At 64.3% G+C, this 20,719-nt stretch carries 22 protein-coding genes; 3 read left to right on the forward strand and 19 right to left on the reverse strand.

What is annotated here, in order from left to right; genetic code table 11:
* Window positions 1–66 precede the first annotated feature (66 nt).
* Window positions 67–1,320 carry a UDP-N-acetylglucosamine 1-carboxyvinyltransferase gene (gene murA / locus H0P51_RS20385; RefSeq protein WP_180914697.1) on the reverse strand — a complete coding sequence of 418 codons (1,254 nt, stop codon included), beginning with the start codon at window positions 1,318–1,320 and terminating at the stop codon, window positions 67–69.
* Window positions 1,321–1,392: 72 nt separating this feature from the next.
* Between murA and H0P51_RS20390 the strand changes: the two genes are divergently transcribed.
* On the forward strand, window positions 1,393–1,971 hold the full coding sequence (locus tag H0P51_RS20390) for a cob(I)yrinic acid a,c-diamide adenosyltransferase (protein ID WP_180914698.1): 579 nt from the start codon (window positions 1,393–1,395) through the stop codon (window positions 1,969–1,971).
* Here the strand turns inward: H0P51_RS20390 and H0P51_RS20395 are convergent, their stop codons facing one another.
* From H0P51_RS20395 to H0P51_RS20450, 12 genes are all read right to left on the reverse strand, one after another.
* A complete protein-coding gene (locus H0P51_RS20395; RefSeq protein ID WP_180914699.1) occupies window positions 1,972–2,352 on the reverse strand; it encodes an NINE protein in 381 nt (126 codons plus the stop codon). It lies immediately after the preceding gene.
* 135 nt (window positions 2,353–2,487) lie between these two features.
* Window positions 2,488–2,931 (reverse strand): DUF2550 domain-containing protein, encoded by a 444-nt coding sequence (locus tag H0P51_RS20400; RefSeq protein ID WP_180914700.1) that lies wholly within the window; start codon window positions 2,929–2,931, stop codon window positions 2,488–2,490.
* An 8-nt stretch (window positions 2,932–2,939) separates the two neighbouring features.
* Window positions 2,940–3,305: a F0F1 ATP synthase subunit epsilon gene (locus H0P51_RS20405; RefSeq protein ID WP_180914701.1), complete on the reverse strand. Its 366-nt coding sequence runs from the start codon at window positions 3,303–3,305 to the stop codon at window positions 2,940–2,942.
* 33 nt (window positions 3,306–3,338) lie between these two features.
* On the reverse strand, window positions 3,339–4,802 hold the full coding sequence (gene atpD / locus H0P51_RS20410) for a F0F1 ATP synthase subunit beta (RefSeq protein ID WP_180914702.1): 1,464 nt from the start codon (window positions 4,800–4,802) through the stop codon (window positions 3,339–3,341).
* Between the two features lie 23 nt (window positions 4,803–4,825).
* Window positions 4,826–5,737 carry a F0F1 ATP synthase subunit gamma gene (locus H0P51_RS20415; protein WP_180914703.1) on the reverse strand — a complete coding sequence of 304 codons (912 nt, stop codon included), beginning with the start codon at window positions 5,735–5,737 and terminating at the stop codon, window positions 4,826–4,828.
* A gap of 6 nt (window positions 5,738–5,743) precedes the next feature.
* Window positions 5,744–7,408 carry a F0F1 ATP synthase subunit alpha gene (gene atpA / locus H0P51_RS20420; protein WP_180914704.1) on the reverse strand — a complete coding sequence of 555 codons (1,665 nt, stop codon included), beginning with the start codon at window positions 7,406–7,408 and terminating at the stop codon, window positions 5,744–5,746.
* Window positions 7,409–7,466: 58 nt separating this feature from the next.
* Window positions 7,467–8,807: a F0F1 ATP synthase subunit B/delta gene (locus H0P51_RS20425; protein ID WP_180914705.1), complete on the reverse strand. Its 1,341-nt coding sequence runs from the start codon at window positions 8,805–8,807 to the stop codon at window positions 7,467–7,469.
* A gap of 8 nt (window positions 8,808–8,815) precedes the next feature.
* Entirely contained in the window at window positions 8,816–9,307 is a 492-nt protein-coding gene (locus H0P51_RS20430) for a F0F1 ATP synthase subunit B (RefSeq protein WP_180919115.1), read from the reverse strand.
* 24 nt (window positions 9,308–9,331) lie between these two features.
* Window positions 9,332–9,586, reverse strand: coding sequence for a F0F1 ATP synthase subunit C (locus H0P51_RS20435; RefSeq protein ID WP_180914706.1), 255 nt, complete (start codon window positions 9,584–9,586; stop codon window positions 9,332–9,334).
* 43 nt (window positions 9,587–9,629) lie between these two features.
* On the reverse strand, window positions 9,630–10,382 hold the full coding sequence (gene atpB, locus H0P51_RS20440; RefSeq protein ID WP_180914707.1) for a F0F1 ATP synthase subunit A: 753 nt from the start codon (window positions 10,380–10,382) through the stop codon (window positions 9,630–9,632).
* A complete protein-coding gene (locus H0P51_RS20445; protein ID WP_180914708.1) occupies window positions 10,375–10,857 on the reverse strand; it encodes an ATP synthase subunit I in 483 nt (160 codons plus the stop codon). Before H0P51_RS20445 ends, atpB begins: the two co-directional genes overlap by 8 nt.
* Before the next feature lie 228 nt (window positions 10,858–11,085).
* A complete protein-coding gene (locus H0P51_RS20450) occupies window positions 11,086–12,294 on the reverse strand; it encodes a glycosyltransferase family 4 protein (RefSeq protein ID WP_180914709.1) in 1,209 nt (402 codons plus the stop codon).
* Window positions 12,295–12,560: 266 nt separating this feature from the next.
* Between H0P51_RS20450 and H0P51_RS20455 the strand changes: the two genes are divergently transcribed.
* Window positions 12,561–14,366 (forward strand): serine/threonine-protein kinase, encoded by a 1,806-nt coding sequence (locus tag H0P51_RS20455; protein ID WP_246398882.1) that lies wholly within the window; start codon window positions 12,561–12,563, stop codon window positions 14,364–14,366.
* 56 nt (window positions 14,367–14,422) lie between these two features.
* Window positions 14,423–14,584, forward strand: coding sequence for a hypothetical protein (locus H0P51_RS20460; RefSeq protein ID WP_180914711.1), 162 nt, complete (start codon window positions 14,423–14,425; stop codon window positions 14,582–14,584).
* An 11-nt stretch (window positions 14,585–14,595) separates the two neighbouring features.
* Here the strand turns inward: H0P51_RS20460 and H0P51_RS20465 are convergent, their stop codons facing one another.
* The 6 genes from H0P51_RS20465 to thrB all read right to left on the reverse strand — a co-directional run bounded on the left by H0P51_RS20465 (window position 14,596) and on the right by thrB (window position 20,718).
* A complete protein-coding gene (locus H0P51_RS20465) occupies window positions 14,596–15,249 on the reverse strand; it encodes an L-threonylcarbamoyladenylate synthase (RefSeq protein WP_180914712.1) in 654 nt (217 codons plus the stop codon).
* On the reverse strand, window positions 15,242–16,090 hold the full coding sequence (gene prmC, locus H0P51_RS20470; protein ID WP_180914713.1) for a peptide chain release factor N(5)-glutamine methyltransferase: 849 nt from the start codon (window positions 16,088–16,090) through the stop codon (window positions 15,242–15,244). Before prmC ends, H0P51_RS20465 begins: the two co-directional genes overlap by 8 nt.
* Entirely contained in the window at window positions 16,087–17,163 is a 1,077-nt protein-coding gene (prfA, locus tag H0P51_RS20475; RefSeq protein ID WP_180914714.1) for a peptide chain release factor 1, read from the reverse strand. Before prfA ends, prmC begins: the two co-directional genes overlap by 4 nt.
* Before the next feature lie 91 nt (window positions 17,164–17,254).
* Entirely contained in the window at window positions 17,255–17,491 is a 237-nt protein-coding gene (gene rpmE, locus H0P51_RS20480) for a 50S ribosomal protein L31 (RefSeq protein ID WP_180914715.1), read from the reverse strand.
* 92 nt (window positions 17,492–17,583) lie between these two features.
* Complete coding sequence (gene rho / locus H0P51_RS20485; RefSeq protein ID WP_180914716.1) at window positions 17,584–19,500, reverse strand: transcription termination factor Rho; 1,917 nt, start codon at window positions 19,498–19,500, stop codon at window positions 17,584–17,586.
* A 273-nt stretch (window positions 19,501–19,773) separates the two neighbouring features.
* Complete coding sequence (gene thrB / locus H0P51_RS20490) at window positions 19,774–20,718, reverse strand: homoserine kinase (RefSeq protein ID WP_180914717.1); 945 nt, start codon at window positions 20,716–20,718, stop codon at window positions 19,774–19,776.
* Window position 20,719 lies beyond the last annotated feature (1 nt).

Raw genomic sequence — 20,719 nt, forward strand, 5'->3', positions numbered from 1 at the left:
TTCGATCTTCTTCTTGGGAAGTTGTCTTCGCTTGGAAGTTGATCGCGCCGATCGGGCGTGACTCGGCTACTGTACCCGCTCGATCTCCGCTCCCAAAATCGCCAGGTTCTCGACGAAAAGTGGGTAGCCGCGGTCGATGTGGAACACGTCGTGGACCTCGGTGTCACCGTCGGCGACGAGGCCCGCCAACACCAGCCCCGCGCCCGCCCTGATGTCCGAACACCACACCGGAGCGCTGGACAGTTGGGGCAATCCGCGCACCACGGCGTGATGTCCGTCGGTGCGGGCGTCCGCGCCGAGCCGGATCATCTCCTCGACGAACCGAAACCGCGCTTCGAAAACGTTCTCGGTAATCATCGAGGTGCCGTCGGCGATCGCGGCCAGCGCTATCGCCATCGGCTGTAAGTCGGTTGGAAAGCCTGGAAAGGGCAATGTCGCGACGTTGACGGCTTTTGGGCGTTCGTATTGGGCAACCCGAAAGCTGTCATCGGTCTGGGTGACTGTTGCACCGGCATCGTGCAACTTATGCAAGACCAACTGCAGGTGCGACGGATCTATTCCCGTGACGGTGATGTCGCCGCGGGTCATGGCTGCGGCGATCCCCCAGGTGGCGGCAACGATGCGGTCACCGATCACCCGATGTTCGGTCGGGTGCAGCCGTGGCACGCCGGTGATGGTCATGGTGGGTGAGCCGGCGCCCTCGATTTGGGCGCCCATCTGGTTGAGCATCGTGCATAGGTCAACGACGTCAGGTTCGCGCGCGGCGTTGTGAATAGTGGTAACACCTTCGGCGACAACGGCGGCCATCAAGATGTTCTCGGTGGCCCCCACGGACGGGAACTCCAGCTGAATCTCCGCGCCACGCAACGTGTCTGCGTGCGCCACCACGCAACCGTGCTCGATGTTGCACTGCGCGCCGAGTTGACGCAGGCCGGCTTGGTGCATATCCAGCGGTCGCGACCCGATCGCATCGCCGCCCGGCAGCGCCACTTTGGCCCGCTTGCACCGGCCCACCAGCGGCCCAAGCACACAAACTGAGGCCCGGAACTGGCGCACGGCGGCAAAGTCGGCGTCGTACTTGGGCTCGTCCGGTGAGGTGATGCGCGCTACGTCACCGTCGAGTTCCACGGTGGCGCCCAAACCGCGCAGCACCTCGGCCATCAGCGGAACGTCGAGGATGTCGGGACAGTTGGTGATCGTGCTGGTGCCCTCGGCGAGCAACGTCGCGGCCATCAGCTTCAAGACACTGTTCTTGGCGCCCCCAACAGCGACTTCGCCCGACAACCGGTTGCCACCAGTCACCACGAATCGCTCCGCCACCCGCGTCAGTCTAGTGAAGGGCTATCGCCTTGTCAGTCAGGCGAGCAGGTCGCGCCGGGTAGCGTCTTGCCCATGGCTGTCCATCTGACCCGCATCTATACCCGAACCGGCGACGACGGCACGACGGGATTGAGCGATTTCTCACGTGTTGCCAAGACCGACGCACGGCTGGTCGCCTACGCCGACTGCGACGAGGCGAATTCCGCGATTGGCGTCGCGGTGGCACTCGGTAACCCGGATGAGGCACTGCGAGAAGTGCTGCTGCAGATACAGAACGACCTGTTCGACGCCGGCGCGGACCTCTCGACGCCGGTGGTTGCTGACCCGAAGCATCCCCCGCTGCGCGTCACGCAGCCTTACATCGATCGGCTGGAGGGATGGTGCGACAGCTTCAACGAAGGCTTGCCTTCGCTGAATTCCTTTGTACTACCGGGTGGTTCGGCTCTGTCGGCGCTACTGCACGTGGCCCGGACGGTCGTTCGCCGCGCCGAACGGTCGGCATGGGCGGCGGTCGACGTGCACCCGGACGGGGTCAGCGTACTGCCGGCGAAATACCTGAACCGCCTCTCGGACCTGCTGTTCATCCTGTCGCGGGTGGCAAATCCCGACGGGGACGTCCTGTGGCGCCCGGGCGGCGGCGCGACGAGCTAGTCAGTCGCGCAGCGTGCGCCCCTGCGCGTCGGGCACATTGCCCATCAGAATCATGATCCCGTCGACCAACGGCCAAATGGCGCCGATGCCGCACGTGCAGATGGTCACGGCGATCTGAATCAGGGCGATGTTCGTGTAGCCGAGATAGAAGCGGCCGACAGCGAAAGTCGACAAGAAGATCTGCATCAGTCCGGCCGCGACCTTGCTCTTATCGGAGAGCGGTCGTCCGTAGGCATCCACGCCATAGGGTGCGCCGCCGCCATAGGGCGCCGGAAATGGCGGGGGCACGTCGTTACGCCATTGCGCGCCATCCCAATATGCCTGACCAGGTTGGCCGCTCGGGTCGGGGTACCAGCCGGGGGCCGGCGAGCCGCTCGTCATTGTTTTTCCCTCTTCCTGTCGATGGCCGACCCGGGAGCGCTGGATAGATTCGGACGCCGGATATCGAGCCTGGTTATCAAGAATTGAAGCAGACGGTTTCGAATACTGCCCCAGTCGTCTTGGAAGATTCTTGGTTCAGCGGCTGCGACGACGGGCGCGTGGTGACGGCCGCGACTCCAACCAGGACTGAAACGCGGTCAAAGCGCCTCGGTCCAAAGCGATTTCATAACCCATCCGACGGTCCTGGGTGGTATCGCGCAGTTCCAAGACACTGATCTCGTCGGTCATGATGTCGAATTCGTCGCCGCGCGGGCCACGTCGGGCGACGATCTCCACACCTCGCCGGCTGAGCCGCCGGTCGGGCCACAACCGCAAACTGGACAGCCGGTAGAACGCGGCTTCGCCGCCGCGGTAACGGATCACGCCGTGCCGCCAGCCGTGGCCGCCTACTGCGGGGATGTCACGCATGATGGCCGCGGTTCCACCCTGACGCAGCTTCCAAAGCCGATAGCTCAGGCCAAGTACCGCCGCGCCCAACAAGACGACGAGCACGACCATGCCAACCATGGGCGCGCTCATGTTGCGGATCAGTCGATCGCGCCGATGGCGCGCAATCTAGCGCGGCCTCTCGCGGCGGTTTGGGGATCGTCCGATTCGGAGTCCTGCCGGGCGGAGTCCTCGTTGATCTCCGACTCGAACTCAGCGGACTCGGCGAGGATGCTCACACCTTGCTCGGTCACCGACAGGAAGCCGCCGTCGACCGCGACCCGCAGGTCATCGTCATCTTCGCGCTCCACCCGCACCATGGCGTCATCGATCAATTGGGCCACCAGCGGAATGTGGTGCGGCATGATGCCGATCTCGCCGACGGTGGTGCGGGTGAATACGAATTTCGCCTCGCCGGACCAGATCTTCCGGTCGACAGCAACGATCTCAACGTTCATTTCCGACATACCACACCTCCTTTCTTGCCAGCTCGACCTTGGTCACAGTTTGGCGCCGAGGCTCTCGGCCTTCTTGGCCAGGTCGTCGAGACCACCGATCAGGAAGAACGCCTGCTCGGGGACGTGGTCGAACTCACCCTTGGACAGGCGGTCGAATGCCTCGATGGTTTCCTTCACCGGGACAGTCGAACCGGGCTGGCCGGTGAACTGCTCGGCGGCCATCATGTTCTGCGAGAGGAACCGCTCGATGCGTCGGGCACGCTGCACGAGCTGCTTGTCCTCCTCGGAGAGTTCGTCGATACCGAGAATCGCGATGATGTCCTGAAGGTCCTTGTAGCGCTGCAGGATTCGGATGACCTCCTGCGCAACCCGGTAGTGCTCGTCGCCGACGACGCTGGGATCCAGAATTGTCGAGCTGGAGGCCAGCGGGTCCACCGCGGGGAAGATGCCCTTGGAGAACACCGATCGGGACAGCTCGGTGGTGGCGTCCAAGTGCGCGAAGGTGGTCGCCGGTGCCGGGTCGGTGTAGTCGTCCGCGGGCACGTAAACGGCCTGCATGGACGTGATCGAGCGGCCACGCGTGGAGGTAATGCGCTCCTGCAGCTCGCCCATCTCGTCGGCCAGCGTTGGCTGGTAACCCACCGCGGAAGGCATACGACCGAGCAGTGTCGACACCTCGGACCCGGCCTGGGTGAACCGGAAGATGTTGTCGATGAACAGCAGCACGTCCTGGCCGGCTTCGTCGCGGAACCACTCGGCCATGGTCAGCGCGGACAGCGCTACCCGCATACGAGTGCCCGGCGGCTCGTCCATCTGACCGAACACCAACGCGGTGTCCTTGAGCACGTCAGCTTCCTTGAGCTCGACCCACAGGTCGTTGCCCTCACGGGTGCGCTCCCCCACTCCGGCGAACACCGAAGTGCCACCGAAGTTGCGGGCAATACGGTTGATCATCTCCTGGATCAGCACCGTCTTGCCCACGCCGGCCCCGCCGAACAGGGCGATCTTGCCGCCACGCACGTACGGTGTCAGCAGGTCGACAACCTTCAGACCGGTCTCGAGCATTTCGGTGCGCGGCTCGAGGTCCTCGAACGCCGGTGGCTTGCGGTGAATCGACCAGTGCTCGAAGTCTTCTCCGTACCCCGGCTTGTCCAGGCAGTAGCCCAGCGCGTTGAACACGTGACCCTTGACGTTCTCACCCACCGGCACCGAGATCGACTTGCCGGTGTCGGTCACCTCGACCCCACGCACCAAACCGTCGGTGGGCTGCAACGAGATTGCCCGAACCAGGTTGTCGCCGAGGTGCTGGGCGACCTCCAGCGTCAGGGTCTTAGCCAGTTCCTGGTAGGTGATCTCGGCGTGCAAGGCGTTGAACAATTCCGGGACGGACCCACGCGGAAACTCGACGTCGACCACGGGCCCGGTGATCCGAACCACCCGGCCGTTGGTGTCGGAGCTCCCCGACTTTCCTGCCGTGTCCTTCTTGGTTTCAGTAGCAGCTGCCATTATTCTTCGCTTCCTCGTGGGGCCTACTTAGCGGCGTCGGCGAGTGCGTTTGCGCCGCCGACGATTTCGCTGATCTCCTGGGTGATCTGGGCTTGACGCTCGCGGTTGGCCATCAGCGTCAGGGCTTTGATGAGGTCGTCGGCGTTGTCGGTGGCCGACTTCATCGCCCGTTGGCGAGAGGCCAGCTCGGATGCCGACGCCTCCAGCAGCGCGGCATACACGCGGGTGGTCAGGTAGCGCGGCAATAACGCCTCGAAAAGCGTTGTCGCGTCCGGCTCGAACGAGTACAGCGTGTGCGGCCCGGTGTCCTCTTCGACATACTCCACCACCAACGGGGCAATCCGGTGCGCCACAGCGGTCTGCGACATCATCGACTTGAACTCCGAGTAGACGATGTGCAGTTCGTCGACGCCCTGGTCTTCTTCGGCATCGTCGTCGCCGGCGCCTTTCATGAAGGTCTCCACCAGCGTCGACGCGATCTCAGACGCATTCTCGTACTTGGGTTGCTCCGAGAAGCCCGACCAGGACTCGGTGATGTCCCAGTTACGGAACTTGAAGTAGTTCTGCGCTTTTCGGCCCACCGTGTACAAGACCGGCGTCTTGCCGTCTTCCCGCAGCAACGAGAAAAGCTCCTCGGAGCGGCGGAACACGCTGGAATTGTACGCGCCGCACAGGCCACGATCGGACGAGATCACCAGCACGCCAGACCTTTTGGGGTTGGCACGCTCGACGAGCAACGGATGGTCCAGCGCCGCCTCGGAGGACAGCGTGGTGAGCATCGAGGTGATCTGGAACGCGTAGGGCCGGGCCGATTCCAACCGGGCCTGTGCCCTGCCGATGCGCGAGGTCGCAATCAGCTCCTGGGCCTTGGTGATCTTCTTGATCGACCCGGCCGAGCGGATACGCCCGCGCAGTTCGCGAAGTGTGGCAGCCATTGTTAGCTACTTCTTGTCCTTCTTGGCGTCCTTCTTGGGCTTTTCTTTCTTGACCTGGACCGACTCCTTGGCAAGGTCGCCTTCGTCCAGCGCGTCGACGTGCGCGTCGGGCACCACCGAGCCGCCGCCGGTGGCCGCGAAGCCCTTCTTGAACTTGTTGATGATGTCGGTGAGCTTCTGTTCTTCTTCCTCACCGAGCTTCTGCGAGGTGCGGATGCCTTCGAGGAACTTCTCCTCCGACGCCCGCATGTGGTCCAGCAGTTCGGCTTCGAAACGCTTGACGTCCTCCACGGGTACCGAGTCCAGGTGGCCGCCGGTGCCCAGGAAGATCGAAACCACTTGCTCTTCAACAGGCATCGGCTGGAACTGGGGCTGCTTGAGCAACTCGACTAAGCGCTCGCCGCGCTCCAACTGCGCCTTGGAGGTGGCGTCCAGGTCGGAGGCGAACGCCGCGAAGGCTTCCAGCTCACGGTACTGCGAAAGGTCCAGGCGCAGCGAGCCGGCCACCTCCTTCATCGCCTTGATCTGCGCGGCACCACCGACGCGGGACACCGAGACACCGACGTTGATGGCCGGCCGCACACCCTGGTTGAACAAGTCGGTCTCCAGGAAGCACTGACCGTCGGTGATCGAGATGACGTTGGTGGGGATATAAGCCGAGATGTCGTTGGCTTTGGTCTCGATGATCGGCAGGCCTGTCAACGATCCGCCACCCAGTTCGTCGGACAACTTGGCGCACCGCTCGAGTAGGCGCGAGTGCAGGTAGAACACATCGCCGGGGTAGGCCTCGCGACCGGGCGGACGGCGCAGCAGCAGCGAGATGGCACGGTACGCCTCGGCCTGCTTGGTCAGGTCGTCGAAGACGATCAGGACGTGTTTGCCGTCGTACATCCAATGCTGGGCGATCGCCGAACCCGTGTACGGCGCAAGCCATTTGAAGCCGGCGGAGTCAGAGGCGGGGGCCGCCACGATGGTGGTGTAGTCCATCGCGCCGCCTTCATCGAGGGCGCGGCGGACGGAGGCGATGGTGGTGCCCTTCTGTCCGATGGCCACGTAGACGCAACGGACCTGCTTCTTCTCGTCGCCGCTCTCCCAGTTCTGCCGCTGGTTGAGGATGGTGTCCACACACACCGCGGTCTTGCCGGTCTTGCGGTCGCCGATGATCAGCTGACGCTGGCCGCGCCCGATCGGAGTCATCGCGTCGATGGCCTTGATCCCGGTCTGCAGCGGCTCTTTCACGCTTTGCCGCTGAACCACCGAGGGCGCCTGCAGCTCCAGGGCACGCCGGGTCTCGGCCTCGATCTCGCCGCCTCCGTCGATCGGCTGGCCCAGCGGGTTGACCACGCGTCCCAGGAACGCATCGCCGACCGGCACCGAGAGGACCTCACCAGTGCGCTTGACCTGCTGGCCCTGCTCGATGTTCTCGAAGTTACCCAGGATCACCGCGCCGACGCTGTGCTCGTCGAGGTTGAGGGCGACGCCGAGGACACCACCCGGAAACTCCAACAGCTCCTGGGTCATCACCGACGGCAACCCCTCGACGTGGGCGATGCCGTCCCCGGCATCCACGACGGTGCCGACTTCCTCGCGGGAACTGTCGGCGGTGAAGGAATCCACGTACTCTTCGATGGCGCTCTGAATGGCATCAGCGGAGATTGTCAACTCGGCCATGTCTTTTCGTCTTCCTAATTCGATTTGTGCTGGCTAGTTCGTGTTTCGGTCGAGCGGTTCAGTCGGGCAGGTTCGCTTCGGCGGCGGCCAAGCGGGACTTGAGCGTGCCGTCGATCACCTCGTCGCCCACGGAGATCAGCAGGCCACCGAGTAGTTCAGGGTCGATTTGCAGCTGGATCGCAACCGGATGCCCATAGATGCGGCCCAGTACCTCGCTGAGCCGAGTGCGCTGGGAGTCGCTGAGGTCGGCCGCAGCACCGACCTGCGCGACAACCTCGCCGCGGCGGGCGACCGCCACTTGGGCCAAGAACAGCACGGCCTCCTCGGCTGGCTGGCCGCGCAGCAGCTCCACCGTCTGGGACAGCAGCGAGAGGGCTACAGGGTTGACCTTGCCGCTGGCGCTCTCGAGCACCTTGCGTAGCAACCCAACCCGGCCTTCGGCCGGGGTCGTGTGCGCGCCCAGCAGGACGGCCAGTCGCGGTTGCGCCTCGAGGATGCGGGAGAACCGGAACAGTTGGTCCTCCACCTCGTCGACGGCGCCCTCCTGTTCGGCCACCTCCAGCAGCGCTTGGCGCGAAATGTGCTCGATCGCGTCGATTAAATCAGCATTGGCCGACCAGCGCTCGGAGACGGCGGCGCGCAGCAACTCGAGGGTGGGATCGCCGACCTTGCCCTGCAGTAGACGTTCGATCAACCGCACCCGGGGCGCTGAATCCTCAGCCGGCACAGTGAGATACCGCGTTACTACGGCCTCCCGCTGCAACAGCTGAGCCACCGACGCCAGCTCCTGGGCCAGCTTGGTCAGGGCCGCCTTGTCGAGGTCCTTGGCGATGTCCTTGAAGCGATCGACCACATTGCCCAAGGCCCGCCGGCTGGATGAGCGCATCTTGGCCAACAGTGGGTACTCGACGTCCACCGCTTCGGGTGCCATCTCGTCGAGTTCGTCGAGGAAGCGGTCCACGGTGGCGGCCTGCTGATCGGCCTCGGCGACGTAGTTGAGCACCAATTCGCCTGCCTGGCGCACAGATTCGTGGCCGAGTTCCAGGCGGAGCTGACGAGTCAGCTGCGCTCGCAGCAGCTCGGACTGACGACCCCCCTGAGCCTTGATGCGTTCGGCCTCGGCTTCGGCCTGGGCCCGCATCTGTTCCTCGATGCGTTCGGAATCGGCCTTGGCCTCTTCGACGAGCCGTTCCGCGTCTTTCTTGGCGGCTTCCACGGCCTTGCTGTGCGCCGTCGTCGACTCCTCGAGACGCCTGGCTGCGTCTTTGGAGTCCTTCAACTGCTGGCGCACCGCCTCCTGCCGAGCGGTCATCAGGTTGCGCACCGGCGGCACCACGAAGCGCCACACCAGCAGCACGATGGCCGCGAAACCGACCAGCTGTCCGATAAAGGTGTCCATATTTGTGGCTACCTCGCCGTGGCCGTAGGGGCGACATCGACGCCGAGAATCCGGCTGGCCAGCGTGGCCGACATGCTCCCGACGTTGGCGCGCAGATCCAATTCCACGGTGTCACGCTCCCGCTTCAATTGCTCGTTGGCCTGGGCCAGGGTCTCCGCCACCTGTTGCTCGGCCTCGGCACGTGCCTGGTCGATGGCCTTGCGGCCCTCGTTGCGGGCGTTGTCCCGAAAGGAGGACGCCTGGACTCGGGCTTCCTTCAGCGCTTCCTCATAGTCGGCTTCGGCGGCGGCGAACTGCTCGGACGACTTTTTGTTGTCGGCCTGCGTTTTGGCGACCATGGCGTCGCGTTCCTTGAGCACCTTCAAGATCGGCGGCACAACGAACGTGCCGATGACTCCGAGCACCACCAGGAAGATGGCCAGCACGAAGAAGAAGGTGCCGTTGGGAATGAGGAAGTTGTTACCTTCCGCCACTGCCTGGCTGGACGCCAGAACATTCATGGTCGTGTCACTCACCACGACGAGCTAGGACGCGCCGGGTGTGGCGAAGACGAACAACGCCATGAACGCCAGGTTGATGAAGTAGGCCGCCTCGACCAGACCGACGGTGATAAAGAACGGCGTGAAGAGCCGTCCCTGCGCCTCAGGCTGGCGCGCGACGCCGGAGATCAATGCGTTACCGGCGATACCGTCACCGATACCAGCGCCGATGGCGCCGCCACCCATGATGATCCCACCGCCGATCAGGGCCCCGGAAATAATGTGGGGGTCGAGAGCCATCGTTATCCTCCTTGATAATTGGGGTTTTCAAGCATTGACAGTCTTAGTGGTGGTCTTCTTCTAGCTCCATGGCCTGACTGAAGTACAGGATCGTCAGCAGCGAGAAGATGAACGCCTGGATCGCGCCGACGAACAGGTCGAAGGATTTCCAGATCGCATTGGGCAGCCACAGAATGTACGGCGGGAACAACGCGATCAGTGCGACCAGGATGCCGCCCGCGAAGATGTTGCCGAACAGTCGCAGCGACAACGAGATTGGCTTAGCCAGCTCTTCGACGATGTTGATCGGTGCCAGGATCGCGACGTGGCCCTTGAGGACCTTGAGCGGGTGACCGATGACACCGCGTCGCCAGAATCCGGCCGCGTGGTAGCAGACGAAGACGAACAGAGCCAGCGCGAGCACGTAGTTGATGTCGGCCGCGGCCGAAGACAGCAATTCGCTGGTCTTGCCCTTTTTATCGGTGTACTGCAGCGGCAACACCGACAGCCAGTTGGAGATCAGGATGAACACAAAGATGGTCACCGCGAGCGGCAACACGAACGGCGCGATGCGCATGCCGATGGCGCTTTCCACCTGATTGCGCATCTGGATGGTGATCGCCTCGAAGAACAGCTGTACACCGCCCGGGACATCGCTGGAGGTAACTTTCGACTTCAGCCAGAAAGCCAGCGCGATCACGATCACCGCGGCGATCGCGGTCGAATAGATGGTGTCGGTGTTGACGGTCAACCCCAGCCACTTGGCCGTGTGGTGCTCGCCGACCTCGATCTGGCCGGCCAGGATGGACTTAGTCATCGCCGGCGCTCCTCACATCCGTCCCTTCCGAAACCGCCACTACCCCGTCAACTGCACTTTCGGGTTCCCCGTTCCGCAGCTTCTTCCACACCGGCAAGGCCGTCGACGCCACCAGCAGCACCTGGAAGATCGCCAGACCGAACAACACACCCAAGCCCTCAGGCTTGAAGATGAAGGCGACGATCAGCGCAAGGATGGTGATGACCGCGATCCGCGACGCCGAGTTGACGGCCATCGACCGCTTCAGCGGATGCTCCCGCCCAGTGATCGCCTCGACCGAACGCTTGACCATGACGGCGTTGAGCAAACCCAGCAGCAAACCGACGCCCAGGAACAGTCCCACCATCGGATGGCCGGCGTAGCCGGCAACCAAAGTTCCCACCGCGCTCAGCGCGAGGCTGATGACGAGGAGTCGCACCGGGCGGAACGCCACAGAGGGAAACACCAACGGCGCGTCCTGCGCTGGTGTCGTCACTGCAGCACCTCAATCCCGGATTGGTGGAGCGGAAACCGTCGGATCGCCTGATCCGTGGCCCGCCGAGCGTATCGCAACGCTCGAGCTGGACTTACCCAAGGGGTAGCTCCCTGTGTCGGTCAATATTCGGCACCATCGGATGCGCATCCGACGGGCCTGGGGGCCGGCAACCCGCGAAGTTTGTTTTCGGGGCTCTACCAGGACCTTACCATAGCTAGGACGGTGCTACTACTGGTCGTCGTAGTCCTCGTCCCAGTAGTCGTCGCGCCGTCGCAGCAGCGGAACCGCCGTTGCGATGCCCGCAACCACGATCGCGCCCAGCATCACCGCCGCGGTATGACTCGGGTCGAAGAAAATGGTGCTGGCCGCGCCGAACGCGATAATGCCCACCCACAGGTAGATCAGGAGCACCGCTCGACGATGCGAGTGCCCAATCTGCAGCAGCCGGTGATGGAGGTGCATCTTGTCCGCGGTGCTGAACGGGCTGAGCCCGGCGCGGGTGCGCCGGATGATGGCCAGCAACGTGTCGAGCGCAGGTACGAACATGACGGCCACCACCAACAGAAACGGTGACAGCAGAGCAAACACATCGCGGGCTCCGTAGGCGTTCTGGGAGATCGGGCCGGCCGCGGTGGTCGACGCCGCCGCCAGCATCAGCCCGATCAGCATCGACCCAGAATCGCCCATGAAGATACGGGCGCGGTGGAAGTTGTGTGGCAGAAAACCCAGGCAGGCGCCGGCCAGCACCACCGAGATCACCGCGGGCGGGTAATACAGCACGTCGCCGCCGTGGTCGCGAAGCAGACCCACCGAGAACATGCAGATCGCCAGCGCGGTGATTAGGCCCAGCCCGGCCGCCAGCCCGTCCAGGCCATCGACAAAGTTCATCGCGTTGACGATCGACACGGTCAGCGCCAGGGTGAGCAGGATCGAGGAGGCCTGGTCCAACACGATCGTTCCGACGCCGCCGACTGGAATGTAGAGCACGCTCCAGGCCACGCCCATGGTCACCAGGACGCTGGCCGCGGTGATTTGACCGGCGAACTTCGTCAGCGCGTCCAGCCCCCAGCGGTCGTCGATCAGCCCGATGCCCATGATCACCGCGCCCGCCACCAGCACCGCGGGCATCCCGGTGGAGTACACGAACCCCCGGGTGAGTGCTGGCAGTTGCGAAGCCAAGAAGACGGCGGAGACCACGCCGAGGAACATCGCCAGCCCACCCATCCGCGGGGTCGGCGTCACATGCACGTCACGTTCCCGCGGATAGGCGACCGCTCCCAGGCGGGTCGCCAGCACGCGCACCGGCCCGGTGGCGAAGTAGGTGATGATCGCCGCGGTCAGGCCGACCAGAGCGAGTTCGCGCAACGGGACGCCGGCGCTGCGATCCGATAGTGCGAGCACACCACCGGCAAGGCTGGTCACATCGCTGGACACCACGAGACCCTACTTCACCAACCTGTGTGACTTGCCAGCTCGGTCGCGAAACTTGTCTGTCAGAACGTTGCGGCCGCAACCGGCGCCGCATGTTAGGACGGTCCCGCCCGATCTGCCAGGTTCGGACGAGATACCACGGCCGTCATGGCATGGTGAGTTTTATTAGAGTTGCCGGAATCGCGGCTGACGAATTGCAGAGGGGTAATCGGGTGGCGGACGGAACGCCGTTCGGGCGCTATCGGCTGCTGGATTTGTTGGGCCGTGGCGGCATGGGCGAGGTGTGGCGCGCTCACGACACGACCATCGACCGGGTGGTGGCGGTGAAAACGCTGTTACCGCATTTCGCCGAGGACCAAAAGTTTGAACAACGGTTTCGCCGCGAGGCCCGTCTGGCCGCGCGCTTGGAAAATCCGCACGTGGTGCCGATCTACGACGTGGGGGAAATCGACGGCCGGCTTTTTGTCGCAATGCGGTTGATAGCCGGCCAGGATTTGCAGCAGCTGTTAGAAGCGGGACCACTACCACCCGAACGCGCGGTACAGGTCATTGGCCAGGTAGCCAAGGCATTGGACGCCGCGCACAAGGCGGGGTTGGTACACCGCGACGTCAAGCCCTCCAACATTTTGCTCGGCGACGACGACTTCGCCTACTTGATTGACTTCGGGATCGCGCGTGCGACCGGGGAGTCCGGCCTGACGTCGACCGGCACCACCATCGGTACCTGGTCATACATGGCGCCCGAGCGGTTCAGCACCGGAGCAGCGGGAGCAAGTTCCGACATCTACGCGCTCGCCTGCATGCTCTATCAGTGCCTGACGGGACAACTCCCATTCCCCGCCGTCGCGCTCGAACAGATTGCTGTCGCACACATGACGAGCCCCCCACCGCGACCCTCCACTCAGCGGCCCGGCATTCCCACCGCGATCGATGCTGTCATCGCCACCGGGCTGGCCAAAGACCCGGCTCAGCGCTATGCCACCGCCACGGAACTGGCCTCTGCTGCCCATAACGCCATCACCACACCGATAACCCAGCATCCTGCTGGGCCAGCATCGCCACAGGCCGCCAAGGCGGCAGCTGCGCCGGCGGCGATTCCCGGAATTGGCGTCCCAACCGAAGCCCCCGAACAGCATTCAGTCGCCGGCAACGGCGATGTACCTGAGTTTCTTGCACGCCCTGGCGCACCTGTGGCGTCCCGGACCGGGACGCCATCACCGGATCCGCTGTTGGCTTCGGCCCCCACTCAACGTCACCGGGCAGATAGCGATGCGCCCACTGCGAAGATCTTGCCCGCGACGGTGATTCTCGCAACGATGTCGACGAAGATTCCGGCAATTTCGTTGGTCATCGCCGCGCTGCTCGCGATGGCGAATATTGCCACTCTCCTCAAAGCGTCAATTTCTTACAATAATGATTTGGGTGTCTTTTACTCTTTTGCATGGAGTGGTGCGTTAAACGTTGAGAGTAAGTCTGACCAGGTCGAAAAAGTAATAGTGCAGTATGTGTTTTTACTAGTATGGCTGCTTATCGCCGTCGCATACGGCCGTCTCGCCTACTCTTTCAAACAAGCCGAGCGTCGGCGCATCGAGGTCACCTCATGGTGCATCAGCTTGGCGGCATTGGCCGTCGGCATTACGCATGCGGTCGCGGCTAGCCAGGGCCCACGTCGAGGCGGCTCGCCGGGAAATATCGGAGTGGAGGTCTTTTATTGGGCACGGCCGTTGGCGCCAGATCCTCATTATCCAGCTAGTTCGCTGCTCCTCGATGTGAGCAACCTGGTGGGCCTGATCGCTATTTCTACAGGCTTTCTACTATTGGGGGCCTTCATGCGCCTACAACCAAACGTCAGGCTCGCAAACGCTCAGACCCTATGCGGCGGCATCGGTTTGATCGTGGCGGCGCTCTACTCTTACGGCGTAATCACGGCATCTCCTGCGGCGTATACAGACAGGTTGGGAACAGGCTATTACTGTCTGCTTTGCAGCTTTTTGATCTGGCATATTTCGGTCTTCGTTCTCGGAATCCTTCTCTTCGGAGCAGCCAAACGGGGATCTCCGATGAGGCCAAGGTCCTGAGTTCACTCGGCGCACTCAACCGTGGCTACATTGTGTGCGGAACCCGCATTTTGACGGTGGCCCTGGTCGCCGCAGTGATTTTGCGTCCGCTCCGGTGGGTATATCTCTCCTCGAGTGGCGTGTTGCTCGCCGGTGCAATTGGCATGGTGGTGATCTTCAGCGTCGGTTTTGCCATGGCCGCCAGCCGTTTTACCTTCGCTGATCCAGCTCCCGTTTGACCCAGTCGCTACTACGCGAGCAGCGTCGCTGCATCGACGCCGAGCACCTCTGCCACCCGCTGCGTGCTCACCGGCCCTTCCCGCAAGATGCGCGGGGCGTTTCCGCTCAGGTCGACGATCGTCGACGCGGCTTGCTGCGCGGACGGTCCGGCGTCCAGGTAGACGTCGACGCGGGGCCCGAATTGGCGGCGCGCATCCTCGGCATCGACGGCGGCGGGCTGGCCCGAGATGTTGGCGCTGGAGACGGCCATCGGCCCGACCTCGCGCAACAACTCGATGGCGACGGGGTGCAGCGGCATCCGCAGCATCACCGTGCCGTGTGCGTCGCCGAGGTCCCAGCGCAGCGACGGCGCCTGCACCACCACCAGGCTCAGCGCGCCCGGCCAGAACGCACGAACCAGGTCGCGGGCGCCGTCCGGCATGCCGTACACCAATCCCTCGATGGTGTGCCAGGAGCCGACCAGCACACCGACCGGCATGTCCCGGCCGCGCCCCTTGGCCGCCAGCAGCGCGTCCACCGCGGTGCTGTCGAACGCGTCGGCGCCGATGCCGTAAACGGTGTCGGTCGGCATGACGACCAGCCGCCCGGCCTTGAGCGCACCCACCGCCGCGGCGATCCCGCGCGACCGCTGATCGGGGTCGGCGCAGTCGAAGGCGTCAGTCATCGGCACCCTTTCTGCGGGCCGTCACGAACCTCGGCCGTCCGGCAAGATCGGTTCGGGCCACGATGTCGTCGAAAAAACCTGTCCTGTCCAAGTATTCGACGGTAAGCCCAGAGGTGGTGTCGTCGTGCTCGACCGCGAAGAAGCCACCGGGGCGCAACCAACGTCCGGCCAGTCCGACGACGGCCGCGATCACCGCCATCCCGTCCGGACCGCCGAACACCGCATGATGCGGATCATGTTGTGTCACTTCGGGTTCCAACGCCGCACCGTCGGGAACATAGGGAGGATTGGACACCAGCAGGTGCACCTGCCCGTCGAGTTCGGGCAGCAAATCAGGCGTCGCGACCTCGGCATGTACGAGTTCCACCGCGGTGCCCGCGGCGTTTCGTCGCGCATAGTCCAGTGCCGCCGCCGAGTCGTCGATGCCGACCACCCGGGCTAGCGGCCGGTGCCGAGCCAGCGCGACGGCCAGGGCGCCCGATCCGGTGCACGCGTCGACGATTACCGGTTGCGCCGGAAGAGACTGTGCCGTAGCCCATTCCAACATCGCCTCGGTCTCCGGGCGCGGAATGAACACGCCCGGGCCGACGTGTAACAACACCGGACCGAACGCGACCGTCCCGACCAGATGCTGCAGCGGCACCCGGCGTGCGCGGGCGCTGATGGCGTCGCTGTAGCGCCAGTAGAAATCCTCGGCAGGCTCCCCGAGCAGGGCAAGGCGACCGCGGTCGACGCCGGCCACGTGCGCGGCGAGTTGCTCCGCGTCGTGACGCGCGGAGTCGATTCCCGCTTCGGCCAGCAGCGCCGCAGCGGAGGCGATCGCCTGCCGCAGGGGACTCATGTCGCCTGTTGCAGCCGGGATTGTTTGTCGGCTTCCCTCAATGCGTCGAAGAGCGCGTCGAGGTCGCCGTCGAGAACCTGATCGAGGTTGTGCGACTTAAAGCCGATGCGGTGATCGGTGATCCGGTTCTCCGGGAAGTTGTAGGTGCGGATACGTTCGCTGCGGTCCACCGTGCGGATCTGGCTGGCCCGGTCGGCCGACGCGTCGGCCAGTGCCTGCTCTTCGGCCATCACCTGCAGGCGCGCCGCCAGAACCTGCAGCGCACGGGTCTTGTTCTGCAGCTGCGACCGTTCGTTCTGACAGGTGACCACGATCCCGGTGGGTAGGTGGGTGATCCGGACCGCCGAGTCGGTGGTGTTGACTCCCTGGCCACCTTTTCCTGACGAGCGGTAAACGTCGATGCGCAGGTCGGACTCGTCGATTTGAATCTCACCGACTTCCTCAGGCTCGGGATACACGAGCACGCCGGCCGCCGAAGTATGCACGCGCCCTTGGGATTCTGTGACCGGAACGCGCTGCACCCGGTGCACTCCACCCTCGAACTTCAGTCGCGACCACACCCCGTCGGCGCTGTCGCCCTTGCTGGCGATCGCCAGGGTGGCGTCCTTGTAGCCGCCGAGGTCGGAGGTTGTCTCGCCCAGCACCGTCACCGTCCAGCCGTGGCGTTCGGCGTAGCGGATGTACATCCTGGCCAAGTCGGCGGCGAACAACGCCGATTCCTCGCCGCCTTCGCCGGATTTCACCTCGAGCACAATGTCGTCGGCGTCGTGCGGATCGCGCGGCGCCAGCATGTCGGTGAGTTGCGTGTCCAGTTCGGCGACCCTGGCCTCAAGCTCGGTGACCTCGTCCGCGAACGACGCATCGTCGGCGGACAGCTCGCGGGCCGTCTCCAGATCTTCCCGCGCTGCGACGAGCTTGCGGTGTGTGGCCACAATCGGGGCCAACCGGGCGAAGCGTCGACCCACCTTGCGGGCTTCCTCGGGATTGCTGTGCAATTCGGGGTCGGACAGCGCGTGCTCGAGCTCGGAGTGCTCAGCGAGCAGGACGTCGATCGTCTGCACCGGTTGCGTCATGTTTGCACCTCCCTACCGCCAGCCTTGCCCCCGAACGCGAACCGACGCCCGGCCTGCGCGTTGCTGCGCAAATCGGGCGTCGGTAGGACAGCTATTTTTCGGTCTCGGCCTTGTCGGCAGCCTTACGCTTGCCGTACCGCTTCTCGAAGCGGGCCACCCGGCCGCCGCTGTCGAGAATCTTCTGCTTGCCCGTGTAGAAGGGGTGGCACTGCGAGCAGACCTCGGCCACGATGCGTCCGCCAGGCTTGGTGCTGCGGGTAGTGAAGGTGTTCCCGCAACCGCAGACCACGGTGGTCTCCTCGTAGGCGGGGTGAATGTCAGTCTTCATGTTGTCCTCTTCGATGCGGAAGTCGAGGGCCGATTATGCCAGCTCAATCACTGCCATCCCAAAACGTGGCGATGGCTTCGGGCATTCCCGAACTAGTCCCCGTCCATGTTGCCCGGTGTCGTCTTGGACACCTGGACCAGGAATTCGTAGTTCGTCTTGGTCTTGCGCAGCTGCGACATCAGCAGGTCGATGGCCTGGTGGGAGTCCAGACCCGACAGCACGCGACGCAGCTTGTGCACGATGCCGAACTCGTCGGGCGACAGCAGCAGCTCGTCTTTGCGGGTGCCGGAGGGGTTGACGTCGACCGCGGGGAAGACCCGGCGCTCGGAAATCTTGCGATCCAGCTTGAGCTCGGCGTTGCCGGTGCCCTTGAACTCTTCGAAGATCACCGTGTCACCGGTGGAGCCGGTCTCGACCATCGCGGTGGCGATGATGGTCAGCGACCCGCCTTCCTCGATGTTGCGAGCGGCGCCTAGGAAGCGCTTCGGCGGGTAGAGCGCCGTGGAGTCGACACCACCGGACAGGATCCGGCCCGACGCCGGGGAGGCGTTGTTGTATGCGCGGCCCAACCGGGTGATGGAGTCCAGCAGCACTACGACGTCCTTGCCCTGCTCAACGAGCCGCTTGGCGCGTTCGATGGCCAGCTCGGCGACGGAGGTGTGGTCGGATGGCGGCCGGTCGAAGGTTGAGGCGATCACCTCGCCCTTGACCGAACGCTGCATGTCGGTGACCTCTTCAGGCCGCTCGTCGACCAGCACAACCATCAGGTGGCATTCGGGGTTGTTGCGGGTGATCGCGTTGGCGATGTCCTGCAGGATCGTGGTCTTACCGGCCTTGGGCGGGGACACGATCAGCGCGCGCTGCCCCTTGCCGATCGGCATGATCAGGTCGATCACGCGGGTGGTCAGCCGATCCGGCGTGGTCTCCAAACGAAGCCGCTGGTTGGGGTACAGCGGGGTTAGCTTGCTGAACTCGGGCCGCTTCTTGGCGTCCTCGATCGATCCGCCGTTGATGGTGTCCAGACGCACCAGCGGGTTGAACTTCTGCCGCGGGTTCTTGTCGCCGCCCTCTCCCTCGCGGGGCACCCGCACGGCGCCGGTGACGGCGTCGCCGCGCCGCAAGCCGTTCTTGCGCACCATGTTCATGGAAACGTAGACGTCGTGCGGGCCGGCCAGGTAGCCGGAGGTGCGTACGAAGGCGTAATTGTCCAGGACGTCGAGAATCCCGGCGACCGGCTGAACGACGTCGTCCTCACGCAGTTCGGTCTCGCCGCCACCTTCGCCGGTGCGCTCTCCCCGACGCCTGCGGTCGCGGAACCGTCGGCCACGGCGGCCCTGGCGTCCGTCGCCGTCGTCGTCTTGCTGATTCGAGCCACCGCGCTGCTGACCGCCTTGCTGGTCACCGCCCTGGTCGCTCGAGCGCTCGTCGTTCTTGTCGTTGTTCTTGTCGTTCCGGGCTTGCTTCTGGTCGCGCGGACCGTTTGCGGTGTCGTCGCCGCCGTTCTTCTCGGCGCCCGCGGCGCCGGCTTCCCGGGAGGCACCACGACGTTCCCGGCGCGGCGCATCGTTGTTGGCCTGCTGCTCGTCGGCAGGGCCGCTCTGCTGAGCCGGTGCGTCCGGGTTGGTGTTCTGGGGTGGTGCGTCCTGTTGAGGCTTGGCATCCTTTTCGGCTGCCGCCTCTTGCGGGGAGTCCTTTTGCTCCGGCGCGTCAGTCTTCGCGTCAGCCTTGGGGGCGTCCTGTGCCCGGGGCGCCTTCGCGGGCGCCGAACCACCGTTCGCTTGTCCGCGGCTTTCCTGGATCGCGGCGATCAGCTCGCTCTTGCGCATGCCCGATGTCCCCTTGACCCCGGCCTGGTTAGCCAGGGCACGCAGCTCGGGCAGCACCATGGTGGCCAGCGAGCCGGTATTGCTCTTGACGTCGGAGACGGCGGGAGAGTCTGTGGCCACGGCGTTCGACAGCTTCTCGCGGTCGGTGCTTTCGCCAGCCGTGATGAGGTCCGTATCAGTCACGGATTTCCTTTCTTGCCCCGCTGATCAGGTCAAACGGGGGATTCCTGCATCGGACGAATGTTCAGGCAAATTGCCGAGTGCGCCCAATCATCGACTCTGAAACGGTGATCGCCGAGTCGGCGACGAAACAGCGAACCACGTTCACGAGAAGAATTTGGTTTGTCCTAGCGTCAAGGCAGTATGGATGCGATGCAGATGCTGCGATTGCTGGACGGCTCCGAGGATAACCCGCTTCCTGGCGGGAAGCAAGAAACCCCGCCGCCAGTCTGTGGATCATCGCGCGACCGCCACTCCCGGCCTCCAGCGAACTCCGTTGCCGGCGGTCATCTTCTGAATGACGAATCCGTTTGCGATTCCGTATTCGACCGCTTCACCTGGCAACTCCGGCTCGGTGCCCAGCACAATCAGTGAAGGTCCCGCCCCGGAAAGCGTTGCCGCAACATTATGACGTCGCAGCAGTCGCAAATATTCCGCCGAGGCCGGCATGGCGGGCGCGCGCTGCGGCTGATGAAGGACGTCTTCGGTGGCGGCCATCAGCAGCTCGGGCCGCTGGGTGAGCGCAACGACCAACAACGCGGCACGGCTGAGGTTGAACCGGGCGTCCTCGTGGCTGACATGCGCGGGCAACAGGACTCGCGTTTCGGCGGTCGAAGACCGTTCCTCGGGAATCGCGGCGAACAGATGGATATCGGGGTGCAGCGTCAGGGGAACAGCACGGTAGTCGGGTCGACCGGCGTGACGGTCTACCCAGGAGACCACCGCACCACCGAGTACCGCGGCAGCGGCGTTGTCCGGGTGCCCTTCGAACTCCGCTGCCAGTTGGATCAAGTCGGATTCGCTGAATGGTCTCGTATCAGTTTGTGCAACAAGGCCATTGACCGCCGCAAGTCCACTCACCACAGCTGCGGCCGAAGAGCCCAGGCCGCGGGAATGCGGGATGTCGTTGCGGCAGCGCACCACCAACCCCGCCGCCTTGACACCCGCGGCGTGTAGACCACGCTCGATGGCACGAACCACCAAGTGCTCAGGACCCAGCGGCACCTGGTCGGCACCCTCGCCCTCAACCACCACTGCCAGGCCGGAACCCGTTGTCTCGACCACAATCTCGTCGCACAGACTCAGCGCCATGCCAAGGCTGTCAAAGCCCGGGCCAAGGTTGGCGCTGGAGGCCGAAACCACGGCTGAGGCGACGAGCCCGGCAGGCAGCGTGCGGGTCACC

Source organism: Mycobacterium vicinigordonae (genome assembly GCF_013466425.1).
Lineage (GTDB): Bacteria > Actinomycetota > Actinomycetes > Mycobacteriales > Mycobacteriaceae > Mycobacterium > Mycobacterium vicinigordonae.

Excerpts from the sequence above, each read along its gene's own strand:
- H0P51_RS20390 (WP_180914698.1), top strand. The coding sequence starts at position 1,393 with ATGGCTGTCCATCTGACCCGCATCTATACCCGAACCGGCGACGACGGC.
- H0P51_RS20395 (WP_180914699.1), bottom strand. The coding sequence starts at position 2,352 with ATGACGAGCGGCTCGCCGGCCCCCGGCTGGTACCCCGACCCGAGCGGC.
- H0P51_RS20400 (WP_180914700.1), bottom strand. The coding sequence starts at position 2,931 with ATGAGCGCGCCCATGGTTGGCATGGTCGTGCTCGTCGTCTTGTTGGGC.
- H0P51_RS20405 (WP_180914701.1), bottom strand. The coding sequence starts at position 3,305 with ATGTCGGAAATGAACGTTGAGATCGTTGCTGTCGACCGGAAGATCTGG.
- atpD (WP_180914702.1), bottom strand. The coding sequence starts at position 4,802 with ATGGCAGCTGCTACTGAAACCAAGAAGGACACGGCAGGAAAGTCGGGG.
- H0P51_RS20415 (WP_180914703.1), bottom strand. The coding sequence starts at position 5,737 with ATGGCTGCCACACTTCGCGAACTGCGCGGGCGTATCCGCTCGGCCGGG.
- atpA (WP_180914704.1), bottom strand. The coding sequence starts at position 7,408 with ATGGCCGAGTTGACAATCTCCGCTGATGCCATTCAGAGCGCCATCGAA.
- H0P51_RS20425 (WP_180914705.1), bottom strand. The coding sequence starts at position 8,807 with ATGGACACCTTTATCGGACAGCTGGTCGGTTTCGCGGCCATCGTGCTG.
- H0P51_RS20430 (WP_180919115.1), bottom strand. The coding sequence starts at position 9,307 with ATGAATGTTCTGGCGTCCAGCCAGGCAGTGGCGGAAGGTAACAACTTC.
- H0P51_RS20435 (WP_180914706.1), bottom strand. The coding sequence starts at position 9,586 with ATGGCTCTCGACCCCCACATTATTTCCGGGGCCCTGATCGGCGGTGGG.
- atpB (WP_180914707.1), bottom strand. The coding sequence starts at position 10,382 with ATGACTAAGTCCATCCTGGCCGGCCAGATCGAGGTCGGCGAGCACCAC.
- H0P51_RS20455 (WP_246398882.1), top strand. The coding sequence starts at position 12,561 with ATGGGCGAGGTGTGGCGCGCTCACGACACGACCATCGACCGGGTGGTG.
- H0P51_RS20465 (WP_180914712.1), bottom strand. The coding sequence starts at position 15,249 with ATGACTGACGCCTTCGACTGCGCCGACCCCGATCAGCGGTCGCGCGGG.
- prmC (WP_180914713.1), bottom strand. The coding sequence starts at position 16,090 with ATGAGTCCCCTGCGGCAGGCGATCGCCTCCGCTGCGGCGCTGCTGGCC.
- prfA (WP_180914714.1), bottom strand. The coding sequence starts at position 17,163 with ATGACGCAACCGGTGCAGACGATCGACGTCCTGCTCGCTGAGCACTCC.
- rpmE (WP_180914715.1), bottom strand. The coding sequence starts at position 17,491 with ATGAAGACTGACATTCACCCCGCCTACGAGGAGACCACCGTGGTCTGC.